The 12,813-nt window shown below is 32.4% G+C and carries 14 protein-coding genes and 1 riboswitch; of the genes, 4 read left to right on the top strand and 10 right to left on the bottom strand.

Features of this window, described 5'->3' with window-relative positions; translation table 11 throughout:
- Positions 1-203: 203 nt before the first annotated feature.
- The 3 genes from ACEW8E_RS15265 to ACEW8E_RS15255 all read right to left on the bottom strand — a co-directional run bounded on the left by ACEW8E_RS15265 (position 204) and on the right by ACEW8E_RS15255 (position 4,146).
- Positions 204-1,526, bottom strand: coding sequence for a TIGR03279 family radical SAM protein (locus ACEW8E_RS15265; protein ID WP_373481214.1), 1,323 nt, complete (start codon positions 1,524-1,526; stop codon positions 204-206).
- A 194-nt stretch (positions 1,527-1,720) separates the two neighbouring features.
- Entirely contained in the window at positions 1,721-2,836 is a 1,116-nt protein-coding gene (locus ACEW8E_RS15260; protein ID WP_373481213.1) for a geranylgeranyl reductase family protein, read from the bottom strand.
- A gap of 41 nt (positions 2,837-2,877) precedes the next feature.
- A complete protein-coding gene (locus ACEW8E_RS15255) occupies positions 2,878-4,146 on the bottom strand; it encodes a dihydrolipoamide acetyltransferase family protein (RefSeq protein ID WP_373481212.1) in 1,269 nt (422 codons plus the stop codon).
- A 133-nt stretch (positions 4,147-4,279) separates the two neighbouring features.
- Here ACEW8E_RS15255 and ACEW8E_RS15250 point away from each other — a divergent pair, with 133 nt between their 5' ends.
- The gene (locus tag ACEW8E_RS15250) at positions 4,280-4,522 is read left to right on the top strand and encodes a hypothetical protein (protein ID WP_373481211.1); all 243 of its coding nucleotides are present in this window, start codon (positions 4,280-4,282) and stop codon (positions 4,520-4,522) included.
- Positions 4,523-4,528: 6 nt separating this feature from the next.
- On the opposite strand, the gene ACEW8E_RS15245 is transcribed toward ACEW8E_RS15250, so the two are convergent.
- The gene (locus ACEW8E_RS15245; protein ID WP_373481210.1) at positions 4,529-5,689 is read right to left on the bottom strand and encodes a glycosyltransferase family 4 protein; all 1,161 of its coding nucleotides are present in this window, start codon (positions 5,687-5,689) and stop codon (positions 4,529-4,531) included.
- Between the two features lie 220 nt (positions 5,690-5,909).
- A riboswitch (Glutamine riboswitch) is annotated at positions 5,910-5,966 on the top strand.
- 39 nt (positions 5,967-6,005) lie between these two features.
- On the opposite strand from ACEW8E_RS15245, the gene ACEW8E_RS15240 reads away from it, so the two are divergent.
- Together ACEW8E_RS15240 and ACEW8E_RS15235 are read left to right on the top strand one after the other, a co-directional pair.
- Positions 6,006-6,152, top strand: coding sequence for a hypothetical protein (locus tag ACEW8E_RS15240; protein ID WP_373481209.1), 147 nt, complete (start codon positions 6,006-6,008; stop codon positions 6,150-6,152).
- A gap of 100 nt (positions 6,153-6,252) precedes the next feature.
- Positions 6,253-6,405, top strand: a complete 153-nt coding sequence (locus ACEW8E_RS15235) for a hypothetical protein (RefSeq protein ID WP_373481208.1) — start codon at positions 6,253-6,255, stop codon at positions 6,403-6,405.
- A gap of 105 nt (positions 6,406-6,510) precedes the next feature.
- Here the strand turns inward: ACEW8E_RS15235 and mutT are convergent, their stop codons facing one another.
- The 3 genes from mutT to ACEW8E_RS15220 form a co-directional block, all read right to left on the bottom strand.
- Entirely contained in the window at positions 6,511-6,927 is a 417-nt protein-coding gene (gene mutT, locus ACEW8E_RS15230) for an 8-oxo-dGTP diphosphatase MutT (RefSeq protein WP_373481207.1), read from the bottom strand.
- A 148-nt stretch (positions 6,928-7,075) separates the two neighbouring features.
- Positions 7,076-8,065, bottom strand: a complete 990-nt coding sequence (locus ACEW8E_RS15225) for a saccharopine dehydrogenase-like oxidoreductase (protein ID WP_373481206.1) — start codon at positions 8,063-8,065, stop codon at positions 7,076-7,078.
- Between the two features lie 45 nt (positions 8,066-8,110).
- Positions 8,111-8,380, bottom strand: coding sequence for a DUF3134 domain-containing protein (locus ACEW8E_RS15220; RefSeq protein ID WP_373481205.1), 270 nt, complete (start codon positions 8,378-8,380; stop codon positions 8,111-8,113).
- A 66-nt stretch (positions 8,381-8,446) separates the two neighbouring features.
- Between ACEW8E_RS15220 and ACEW8E_RS15215 the strand changes: the two genes are divergently transcribed.
- Entirely contained in the window at positions 8,447-9,046 is a 600-nt protein-coding gene (locus ACEW8E_RS15215) for a PAP/fibrillin family protein (protein WP_373481244.1), read from the top strand.
- Between the two features lie 111 nt (positions 9,047-9,157).
- Here the strand turns inward: ACEW8E_RS15215 and ACEW8E_RS15210 are convergent, their stop codons facing one another.
- The 3 genes from ACEW8E_RS15210 to ACEW8E_RS15200 all read right to left on the bottom strand — a co-directional run bounded on the left by ACEW8E_RS15210 (position 9,158) and on the right by ACEW8E_RS15200 (position 12,712).
- Positions 9,158-10,504, bottom strand: a complete 1,347-nt coding sequence (locus ACEW8E_RS15210) for a TldD/PmbA family protein (RefSeq protein ID WP_373481204.1) — start codon at positions 10,502-10,504, stop codon at positions 9,158-9,160.
- Between the two features lie 129 nt (positions 10,505-10,633).
- The gene (locus ACEW8E_RS15205) at positions 10,634-11,695 is read right to left on the bottom strand and encodes a TIGR03032 family protein (protein ID WP_373481203.1); all 1,062 of its coding nucleotides are present in this window, start codon (positions 11,693-11,695) and stop codon (positions 10,634-10,636) included.
- A gap of 84 nt (positions 11,696-11,779) precedes the next feature.
- A complete protein-coding gene (locus tag ACEW8E_RS15200) occupies positions 11,780-12,712 on the bottom strand; it encodes a hypothetical protein (protein WP_373481202.1) in 933 nt (310 codons plus the stop codon).
- Positions 12,713-12,813 lie beyond the last annotated feature (101 nt).

Here is a 12,813-nt window from a genome sequence, read left to right as displayed (position 1 = left end):
TAGTAATAAATAATGAATAAAACTTTTGATATTCAAGGTGTTAGGTATCAGTAACAAATAATTATTGCTTAAACTATTTATCTATAAAAATTAGAAAATTATCCCTAATTGTATTGTTTTAATTTAACAGTTTTTTTTATTTAACTTAACATTTTCATCACAATATATAATATTTCTTCCTCAAAGTAAAAGAGCTGTAATTTTTAATATATGATTAATTGATTAATCAACTCATTAATATCTTTAACAGGATGAATAATAATGCCTAATTTTTGTTCGATTTCAACTACAGTAATGTCATCTAAAAATTTTTCTTCATCATGTTTTAACATCACCGAAGGAAGTAAAATATTTGTAGCTAAATCTTGACGATTTGATAAATGATAAAGTAAATCTTCCCCTGTTAATAAACCAGTTACGGTGATTTCTTGCCCCCAATATTGACTATTTAAAGCGACTAAATTAACCTCTAAATTATTAACTTGATTCAGTCGATTAACTAAAGATTGAAAAGCAGTTTCTACAGCGTTACCTACAATCCATGTAAATTTTTTTGGAGATGAAATTTCTAAAGGTAATTTATCATCAGCGATGGCGTGAAATTCTTTGATAAATTGACGAATTGAGCCAACACCGTTACCAATTTGAGGATAATCTTCATAGTGGGATTCTGGTGGTAATTCTGACTGTGCGATTAAAAACCATTCATCCGCTAACCATGCAAAAGTTGAGCCTGATTTTTCTCTAAATTTTATCTGTAATTGTTGTACTTGAGCAATAACTTCTAAGGCTTTTTCTCTGGTGACGGGAATTAATTCATCTTTGTCAGGACGAAATTTCGTTAATCCTACAGGTACAACGGCAGCGCTAATAACCGCAGGAATATCGCCGTGATGAAAAGAGAATAAATCTAGTAAAGTTTTTTCAAGGTGTTTCCCATCATTTATATTAGGGCATACAACCACTTGACTATGAATTTGTAAACGTTTTTCTTGAAACCATGCTAACTGTTTTTTTATTTCTCCTCCACGATGATTTTTAAGTAAATGACTTCTAATTTCTGGCTCGGTAGTATGAACGGATACATAAAGAGGTGATAACCGCATTTGTTCAATTCTAGTCCATTCTTTAGGGGTTAAATTTGTTAAAGTTAAATAACTACCATAGAGAAAACTAAGGCGATAATCATCATCTTTGAGGTAAAGTGTATCTCTTTTGCCTCTAGGCTGTTGATCAATAAAACAAAAAGGACAGTTATTATTACACTGAATTAAACCATCAAAAAGTGCTGTTTCAAACTCTAAACCTAAGTCTTCATCATAGTCTTTTTCTATTTCTAAAAGATGTTTTTTTCCCCATTTATCAACTATTTCTAATTCCAAAAATTCATCAGCACATAAAAATTGATAATCAATTAAATCTCTAGGTATAATTCCATTAATAGTAACGATAGAATCTCCTATTTCAAAACCCATTTCGGCGGCGATGGAATCAGGAATAATTCGACTAATACGAGCAGGTTTCATGATAAATTGAAGTTATGATCTTACCTAATTTATTGTAACGAAAATTAACAATGAAGACATAAAAGGAAGAAAACAATTAATATAAATGTTGTCAGCCCAAAGCAAAATATTTTACATTGAAGGTTTCAGGTTTCAGGTGTTAGTAATAAACTTCTCTACTATCTCCCTATTCCACTGAAACTATGAGGCAACTGCTAATGATTAACCAATAACAAATTAATACCTTTTTGGGCTACTTGAGAATAGGTTAATTTACCGCTAAAAATTTTTGTCATGGTATTTGCACAAGAAGGATGTTTTTCGATTATTCCATAACTAAATCGAGGAAAATGATAGAATATCTGTGATAATTTTTGTGCCCATATCATTTCTTTTCCCCATTCTTGAGTCATAATTTCGCTATATTTTACCAAAGCATTAATATCTCCTCCCAAACTATGATGGATAGCTTCGGAGGCTTTTAAACCACTAAAAATTGAGGGGCGAATACCCTCGGCTGTAAAAGGATCAACTACACAAGCCGCTTCCCCAGCTAAAATGGCGTTATCAGTATGTAATTTTTGATTGCCATTCCATAATGCGATGGGGTGTCCATGTTCTGTGGCATCATCGAGGTTAAGATGGAATAAACTAGCATAATGTGCGATAATTTGATGATAATTTTGTGGTTTACGTTGGTTAGTAAAAACTCCTGCACCCATAGAAAAACCGTCAGCTTTGGGAAAATTCCAAGCATAGCCATGTTTTACTAAGCCAAACTCAAAATAAGTATCTACATTGTTTTGATGATGATAGGGAATTTCAATTTCTAGCGCCCCTGCCACTAATTTTTTTTGTTTTTTGAAACCTAATAATTTCACCATCGAACCTTTTGCACCATCGGCGGCAATTAAATAACGCCCAGAAAATTCTTCCTTAGGAGTTTTGACTATCCATTTATCACTTTTAAATTCTAGTTGTGTAACTTCTGTCTTGTCTTGTAAAATCGCTCCTTGTTTTACGGCTTGTTGCACTAAATAAAAGTCAAAAATATCCCGTCTTACCATCCAAATAGGATAATCTTGGGTATTGACGGCAATGGCTTGTTGATGTTGCCATGTGCAATAAACCCTATCAGTTTTTAAAGAGATAGCTGGAGTAAAATCAAAATCAAACCACTGTTGAATAATAGAAGAAACTCCTCCCCCACAGGGTTTATAACGAGGTAAATCTGCTTTATCTAAAATTAAAACAGAATGCCCCTTTTTTGCTAAATGATAAGCGGCAGTGCCACCAGCAGGACCCGCTCCAACGATAATACAATCATACATATTTAGTTGATAGATAATTGCTAATTATTAATACGAAGAATTTAAAGAGTTAAAGAATGGACATCATTTTCAATTAATTTTGCCAAATCCTGTAAGAATCCTGCTGCGTCTGCACCGTAAATAATACGATGGTCACAAGTTATATTTACAGTCATTTGATTTTTGACACCAAATAAACCATGACCATTAGCGACAACCGTAGGACGAACTCCTCCAATAGCTAAAATAGAGCCCTGCCCAGGAGGTAAAATAGCGGTAAAATCATTGACTCCAAACATTCCTAAGTTAGATAAAGTAAACGTACCAGTACTGTACTCATCAGGCTGTAATTGTTTTGCTCTCGCACGGTTGACTAAATCTTGCCAATTACGCGCTAAAGAATAAATATCAATTTTATCAGCATTTTTGATCACAGGGGTAATTAAACCGCCATCAGGCATGGCTACGGCTACAGCAATATTAATTCCTTCGTTATATTTAATTCCTCCTTCGGTGAAACTACTATAAACAACGGGATGTTTTTGTAAGGTGACAGCTACGGCTTTAGCAAGTAAGGCAGTCATGGTGACACCTTTTGATTTAATCTTGCGGTAAAGGTTATCTAAGGCATCGGTAGTAATAGTATAACTTACTTGAAATGTGGGAACAGTTAAACTAGCCATCATGTTACGAATAACGGCTTGTTGTAAGGTATTAAAAGGTACTGTTTCTCCTGCTAAGTTATTAACAGGTATGGATGGTGCTGGAGTGGTAGAAACTACTTTTGTTATTACGGGAATGGGTGCTACTTTAGGAGGTTTTCCTGCGGTTTTTTCCACATCTTCAGCGATAATACGCCCGTTTGGTCCTGTACCTGTAATATTACTTAAATCAACTTTTAATTCTTTGGCTAATTTTTTCGCCCGAGGAGAGACTACTATTCTACTGCTAGTTTTTGGCGTGGGTATTTCCGTAGGAGTGGAAACAGTAACTGGTGCTACTTCAGGTTTAAAGTTTTCTTTTTGTGGTGTCGGTGTCGATGTAGATACTTGACTTTGATTTGCTTTTTTGATAGCGGCTTCTATTTCTGCTTCTGTTTCAGCAATGTATGCGATCGCATTACCAACGGGGGCTTCTTCTCCTGCTTGAACTAAAATAGTGGCTAAATAACCAGAATAAAAGGATTCTACATCCATGTCGGCTTTGTCTGACTCGACGACAACAACGGTTTCTCCTTTTTCAATTTTATCACCTGGTGCTTTTTCCCATGAAACGATCTTCCCTTGTGTCATAGTTGAACTTAGGGCGGGCATAAAAATATCGTAGATCATTTAGTTTACAATTTATTTTATTTACTTCTCAAATCATCAATTATACCTGAATAGTTCACAGTTAATAGTTGATAGTTGATTTATTCTCGACTAAAATTGATCTAGTAATCTTCTTTTTTTGATAATATTAATTATGCCTCCACGTTGGCCTCGTGAACCAGATCGTAAAAATGACCCAGAATATCGTAGATTAGATGATCGTATGAATTTCGCTGTTCATGTAGCGTTATTTCTTGCTTGTAATTCTGGAGTGTGGTTTTTCCATAATTTTAATCATCCCGATTGGTTTTGGGTAAATCAATTTAGCTTTATTTGGGGTGGAATTTTATTACTTCACTTAATCTATATTTCCGCCATCGCTGATTATTCTCGTTAAAAAAAGTTAAGGTAATATCAACTCATAAGCCTTAAGAGTTTCTTGGGCTACTCTTTCCCAAGAATATAATTTTGCCCGATTTTTGCCTCTGGTAATCAAATCTTTTTGCAAATCAGGTTGACTAATTACTTCATAAATAGTTGTGGCTATGGACTCATAATCATCAGGATTGATATACATAGCTGCATTTTGAGCTACTTCTGGTAAACAAGACGTATTAGAAGTAATTACGGGTGTACCTAAAGTCATCGCTTCTAAAATGGGTAATCCGAAACCTTCATAAAGAGAAGGATAAACAAAAGCATCCGCTAAACTATAAAAAACGGCTACGGTTTCATCAGATAAATAACCTAAATAATGTATTTCTTCTCGAAAATTAGAGTTCTCTATTTCAGCAAAAATTTTCTCATATTCCCACCCTTTTTGACCAATTAAAATCAAATGATGATTAACGGTATATTTTTCTTTAATAAGATTAAAGGCTTTCACTAAATTAATGATATTTTTTCTTGGCTCAATGGTACTAACAAATAAAATAAATGGTTGCTGAAAATCATAATCAACTTTACTTTTAATTTTCTCAATATTTTTGTCTTTTAAATAGTTGATATTATATCTACTTGCCTCGGAAGTAACCGCTATTTGATCACTTTTAACCCCAAAATAATCCATAATATCTTGTTTGGTATTTTCAGAAAACGTAATTACTAAATCAGTCCACTGTAAACATTTTTTAATTCTTTTAGTATAAGTCTTAACTATTTGATTACTATAAAAAGGAAATTTTAAGAAAGTTAAATCATGAATTGTCATTACTTTTTTACCATAAGGAAAAGGGAAAACATAATGATCTGTACCATGAATTATATCTAAATTTTGCCAAAAAGCATCATTTTTATTAATAAATAAACCTGCTGATTTCCCCAATAAATTACTAATGGTAACGGGTAAAGGTAAAAATTTTAAAGGAGAAATATCTTGTAAAATATCGGGAAGATTATGATTATTAGTTAACCAATGTTTGAAAGAAGGTTGACGGTATATTTCAAAAGAAAAAGAAGTCTGATTTTCTTGCTCTTTTAATCCTTTAATTAAGTTATAAGTATAAAAGCCAACTCCACTAGGATAATCTCGAATCGAACTACAATCAAGTAAGACTTTCACCATGACACAGAATCAAAAACAGTAAACCATAACCTGAGTATATAGGAGACAGGAGAGAAGAATAAGAAAAATTGATTTAAAATAGTCAGAATATATGAGTTAATCTGTTTTTTGATAAAGTAAAATATAATTAATTACATTGTGGTTTAAAAATAAAAATACTTTTTTAAAAAAAGTTTGTCAACTTTGATACTTTTTTGTTATATTAAAAGGGTAAGGATAAATCGTTCATCTGTAAAAGCAGACGGAAGTAAGAAGCATCATTCTGAAGGAACGCGCCTCAAATCTAAAAACATTACAAATTAGAGGAGGCGGTATTATGAACGCTCAACAAGAAGACAAAAAAACTACTTGTATTGGTTCAATTAGTCAACAAGCTCGTTTATTAGCTGTTGGTAGTCGCCAACGGAAACAAAATCGTCAAGCTAGTATGTTAGAAAGAGCTTCTGAGCAAGTTGGAATCTAATAGTAATTATATTAAATATGATTATTTTTAGTTAGTTTAAAACAGAAAAATTCTAACTATAAATATCTACAAATAAAACAAATAAATCAGGAGTAAAAAGATGATTAATACACAAAATATTGAAAGTGCAAGACAAGCTCACAGAACAACAGTACTTAAAACTTTGGAGCATCGTTTAGAAGTAGCTAAATCTAAAGGGCAAAATACTTTAATAGCTCAATTAGAAGCGGAAAAAAGCTATTATTCTAAATAATTTTTGTTAATTAGTTATTTTAACTTATTTAACTAACTTATCAAAAAGTCTAAAGTAATTTAATAATCCTTCCATACGTCAGATTTTTTCTGGCGTTTTTTGTGGTTAATTAAGGGCAAAATTATCACTGTTTTGTAAAGCGGAAATAATGGCTTCATTAGCAGAAGGAAACTCAAATTGATGTAATTGTGATATTGATACCCACAGAATTTCAGCACATTCTAAAGGTTGAGGTTTTCCTGTGATAATATGGCAAAAATAAACAGATAGAGTTACGATAAATTCACTATAAGAGTGAGTAATATCAATTAAATGATTATCTACCTCAATTATCACTCCTAATTCTTCCTTAATTTCTCTTTTGATGCAGTCTTGAGTTGTTTCTCCTACTTCTATTTTCCCTCCGGGAAATTCCCATAAATTCGCCATTAAACCAGTAGGTAATCGTTTATCAATTAATACCTCTTTTTTCTGGTTAATAATTACTGCAACACCTATTTTTTTATGGGGAAGATTAATCATAATTTTTATTCTTTCCTAGAAGTTTATTTATCAGTTTTAAAGCCTTATTTTTTTGAGTTTTTAATATTAAACTTAGATTAATTTGAGTTAAAAATTTTAGAGAAAGAATATCAAAAAAGTCCCCTATTAGGGGATTTCAGGAAAGATTTTATTTGACAAATAAAGGCATAATTTCGGCGGCGGTGAATAAACCGTTAAGATTACGCTCATGTAGTTTAATTCCTGCTTTAAGATAACCAAAGGCAGTGCCACAAACGTTAGCAGCCATACTGGTTTCATCTCCTAAAGTAAAAGTATGAGTAGAAATTTTACCTTCAAAAGTTCGCCCTGTTACCTTTACATTTGTACTAATAGGTTTTTTAGGATTACGAGTATCCACCACGCCTCCCACCGTCACTTGATGGCGATCGCAAATACCAGCTAATTCAAGCATAATATCGTCAGCGTGCTCCATATTTTCGAGGGTTAGAATACCGTTAGTTTTATCTAAAAAAGCCTCTACTTGTGCATCAGTCATGGCTTTAGCCTTATCAACGTTAAATTCAGGTAAATGAGCAATATCCTCCCGAATAGTGGCACGATAAGCCTCCCAGTTGGCAATACCGACTCCAAAAGTAATTTTTACTTGATGAATTTCGGCGAAACTTTGGGCTGCAATGGCGGCGGCGGCGGTTAATAATCCGGGGGTTGCACCACAACCAGTTAAATAAGTAATACCAGCTTTGTTTAAGTCGGCTTGTAGTTTTAATAGTTGCTCAACAGCACTGGTACGTTTTAAAGCATCCACTAAAACCCCTTGCCAACGAGAAGAAATAAATTGACGAGTGACATCCGCCATAAAAGTATTAGGCAAATTAGGTAACGCTAAAAAATAACCATCAACATCGGCGTGAGAAATCAAATCAGCAATGCTATTATCACTTAAAACACCGTATTCTGGTAAATATCCACTTGATCCTTTTTCATGGTAAATAGAAATTAAAGTATCACAATCTAAACCATTACTGTTGTAAGCATAACCTTTTTGATCCGCTACAGCCACTAAACACATTTCGGACTTTGGTTGTAATATTCTAGCAGCTGCTTGTCCTAAACCACCAAAACCTAAAACACCGATTCTTATTTTATTTTTTGTCATAAAAATTCCATTTAATATAATATGTTAATATCGTTTAAAGTAACTTTAAATAAGATCATCATCGTCAATGGAATCTACATCCATTTCATCTAAATCCGTATCAAAATCATCCTCTTCTCCTTCGATGAGATCTGAAATATCATCATCTTCAGGCATAGCACTGGTGATAATTTTTTCTTCTTTTTCTTCTTTTTCTTCTCGGTAAATAATGCGATTATTTTCTTTTAACCAGTCTAAAAGAGAACCGTCTTGTTTTAAAGGTATTACAGGAGCTGGTTCATAACGTTTTTCTTGATGTAAAGCGGGATTTTTCATAATAAAGATTAAGAGTAAAATTTGAGCAGTAGGTAATTATAGCATTTGTTTAAGGGATAAATTATGATGAATTTAAAAACAGAATTATTAGAAGTCATTGCCAACAAAAATCGAGGTTTATTAGCCACAGAGATAGATAAAATTAAAATTTTGACGGCAGTGGAAAAGTTAGAAGACTGTAACCCTAATGTAAATGTCTTTGATAACTTATTATTACTCCAAGGTGATTGGCGATTGCTTTATACTACCAGTAAAAATATTTTAAGTTTAAATAATCTTCCTCTTGTGCAATTAGGGGAAATTTATCAATGTATTCGGACTGATAACACTAATATTTATAACATCGCAGAAATTAAAGGTTTACCTTTGTTAGAAGGATTAATTTGTGTAGTGGCTAGTTTTGAAATTGTTTCGACAAAAAGAGTGAATATTAAGTTTCAACGTTCTATTTTTGGATTACAAAAAATATTAAGTTATGTTTCTCCTGCCAATTTAATTAATAGGATTGAAATGGGAAAGAAATTTTTTCCTTTTGATTTTAGTTTTGGCAAAAGTAATTTTAATCAAAATAATCCACAAGGATGGTTAGAAATAACTTATTTAGACGAAAATTTGCGCATTGCTAGAGGAAATGAAGGTAATGTATTTATTTTAGAGCGTTGTTAAGAATTTTTGCCTCCTAACCCTCGATTTTGAGGGAAATTAACTTATTATTTTATAGAATGCGATTAAATAAAGTTAATTGTTAAATTAAACTCAGATTATGTATATTTTCTGTTATAAAGTGAAAGTAAAATTATCCACTAACGCCCCCGGCACTAAACAACCTCCTAAGGAGCGAGATTCATAAGTACTAACTTGAGGGATAAATTCACGAAAATCAGTTAAAGCAATTAAATTTTTGCCAAAAAATGAGTATAGTTGTTCATCAAAGCGTAAATCTTTAATGGTTGCCACTATTTCCCCTTTTTCTACCCAAAAACAACCGTAACGAGTCATACCTGTTATTTTACCTAAACTGCGATCGCTCCAATTAAGATAATGTAAATTAGAAAGATATAATCCTGTATCGATGGCTTTGACTATCTCCTTTTCCGATAATATTCCTTGGGCTATTTCTGGCGATCGCAAACCTTCAAAACTATTAGCACCATTAGATTTTAAGCCATATTCTACTGCGGTGGGACTACTTATTAAACTATTAATAAATTTACCTTCGACAATTAAAGGTAATTCATCTTGAGACATTTCCCCTAAATCATTAAAACGAGGCACATTACCACTATGGAAATTTTCCTTAAGATTGAATAAAGGTGAGAGATTTTCTCCTTGACGTAATTTTGCCAAAGCACTGTCACCTTGCTGTAAAGAAGCCTCACTAACTCCACCCCAAGAAAACATACTCAGTAAATCAGCTATAGCCGCAGGTGCTAAATAAGTGCGATAAGTGTCTGGTTTAACCTCATGAATAGGTAAATTTAACTGTAATAACTCTTGTTTATGATAATTAATTTGATGTTGATAGTTGTCTAAATCCCAATGTCGAGCAGAAAAAGTACCTTTAATAGCTTTATGATTATCATTAATTAAAGAATAATCCACAAAAAAAGAGTCCGTAGCAAACCAATGTTTTTGCCCCAAAGAATTATAATTAGCTCGAATAATTGAACCACTAGCATAATAACCAGTAAAATCGATACCTTGTAGGGGATTTAAGATAATTTCCGTAGCCGAATCTGTAGGTAATAAATTCCCTTGATAAATTTCATGGGATGAGCCTTGATTTTCTGGTAAAACAATGTAAGGATCAGGAGGAAGAATTTTAATTTCTGTTTTTAAATAAGCTAGATTTTCTAAAGCTATTTGTAAATCAATTTCTACATCTCCTGTTAAGGGAAATTCAGAGGAAAAACTGCGTTGATTAAAGATTAACTTTAAAGAAACTTCTCCATCGATAACTATTCCTGTTTGCCTTACTTTAGCGTTATTAAATCTCAGAAAGTGACTATTTTCTGCTTTTAATTGTAAAATTAAATATTCATCTTTTTCTAATTGTTCAAATAGTTTTTCACTGACTTGATTAAAGGATTTTTCCCAATTATTATTACTCTCAAAATTAGACATTTTTTAGACACAATTAAAAATTAAATTACCATCACAAGATTATCTTATCCCAACTTCAACAAAATAAATCGATAAATCTTGCTATAGCTACACCAGATGTTTTTGATGCTTTTTACTGCCCATTTTTAATTACTTTTGTGCGATGGTAATTATTCGGCGAATTTCCTCATTTTTAAAACCGATAGCCATAGCACAGATAATTGAAGGTATTATTACCACGTCATAGAGTTCGATAATTATACCTTCTATATTTAACCAATGAACAATATCTCCTCTGGTTAAGTCAATTATATATATTCCACAACGAGGACTAATATCTTTTTCTGCTAAAGTTTCATTAAAAGCAAGACTAGCAAAATTTTTATTTTTTCTGGATTTAGATAAGCCTACAATAGCGTAATTGCCACTAAAAGCTAATCCTCGTAAATATCCGGGGCAAAAAGCGATAGACTCAAACTTACCTGTCTGTAAATCAACATAACCAAATTCTCCTTTACCTGAATTATGTAACCAAAGTTTATCTTGATAAAATCGAGGAGAGTGAGGCATCGATAAACCAGTGGCAATAATTTCGTTAGTTTGAATATCTATAACACAACCACCATGGTGACGATGTTCACGCCAACCATCCACAATATCACTTTGACTAACAGCAGTAACATAACGTGCTTGTCCATCTCTAATAGCTAATCCATTAAGGTGACAACGATCTTCTGAGGCGAGTTTTGAGATAAACTTTGGTTTCCATAAAGGTATAAAACTATGGGTTGGGGATACTGTTGCTAAACAATTAAAGAGAGTATTAACAAAAACTATTTGCTCATTATCTAACACTACGATGTCATGAATATCTAAGTCTCCTGTTACATAACTCATTTGAGGGACAAAATAACCATCATAACCTTGATAATGTTCCCCTTTGCTTAAGGTATTCTCAAATCGCCACAGTTGATATAAAGTACTTATATATAAACTTGAACCTTTAGCGTATAAACCCATACAGCGATCTAAATTACGCTCAAATACCGACAGTTGTCCATTTGGTTGTAAGCCGATAAAAAATATTTTTCCTGCTTGATAAGTAGTAAAAGCCAAACTTAAATTTTGTTCATATAACCATGATGTAAATTGACGAGAGGTATTTATTTCCAACAGTGGTGATTGATTTTCTGACGATGGAGAACTGACCATATAATTAAAATATGATAAATAGTAAACAGGATTTACGGAAAAAAAAAGTTTGTTTACCCCCAAACTTGGAAGCAGTGGCGATTTTTACACGAGACTTTCAAAATCAGCAATGGAATTGACACTAATGGTTTCTAAAAGAAGTTTTTGCAGTTCTTGAATATCATTAATATTGTTAATTTTATCTATTAATTCACTAGGTATAACTTCAAAACGTTTTTGCAAAATACTGACAATATTATTTTGTAAATTCTGTTGAATACCTTTTTCCATTGCCATTTGTTCAAAAGGACTAATTAACGGCATTTTTCTTTCCTCCTCATATTTAATTATTTTTAGATTTAAACTTTGTTGCAATTCTTTTGGCAAACTCATCATTAAATCGATAAATTTAAACAGTTTGACAATTTCTAATTTACTGTAGCCTTTTTCATATAAACTTCTGATAAAAAGCCATTTCCATTGTTCTCTTTGGGTTAAATTACTGATGGTTGCTTTGGTTTTTAAATGGGCCATTATCATCATAGCAAAGGGGTTTAAATTTGCTTCTAATTCTGACCATTTTTCTTGATAATCGAGTAATTTAATGGTGGGAAAATTCAGGTTAAGTTGACATCCACCTAAATCATAGCCATAATTTGACGGGCGCCATTTTTCCTTTTCATCTCCTAGTATAGCAAGACTTATTACTGGTTTTCGATACAAGTCAAAAGCTCGATAATGGTAGATAAACATTCTTTCATTAAAGTCTATGTCATATTGACTTTGTACCTCGATATGAACTAAAATCCACACTTCTTGATTATCTTTTAGCCATACTTTAAAGAGTTTATCGACTAATCTTTTACTATCATTTGAATCGGCGGTTATTTTCTGTAATTCTTTATCTAAAGAAACTGGTTTTTTTGACCAATCAATTAAGTTATATACATCAAGAAAAAAGAAGTCAAGGAAGTAATCAAAATATTCTCCTATGGCTTCTTTCCAAGGCTCATCATAATTAGCTGTTATTTCACTCATTCATTATTTTCTCGTTTTTTAATGATAACAATACGCCCCTAAATCCCCAAATTTGGGGACTTTTTTTAATTCTCCCCCAGAATTGGGGGCAGGGGGGCAAA

It is taken from the genome of Geminocystis sp. (assembly GCF_041753295.1).
Taxonomy (GTDB): Bacteria; Cyanobacteriota; Cyanobacteriia; order Cyanobacteriales; family Cyanobacteriaceae; genus Geminocystis.
The sequence above is the reverse complement of the archived record's forward strand: the minus strand, read 5'-3'. Positions and strand labels throughout refer to the sequence as shown.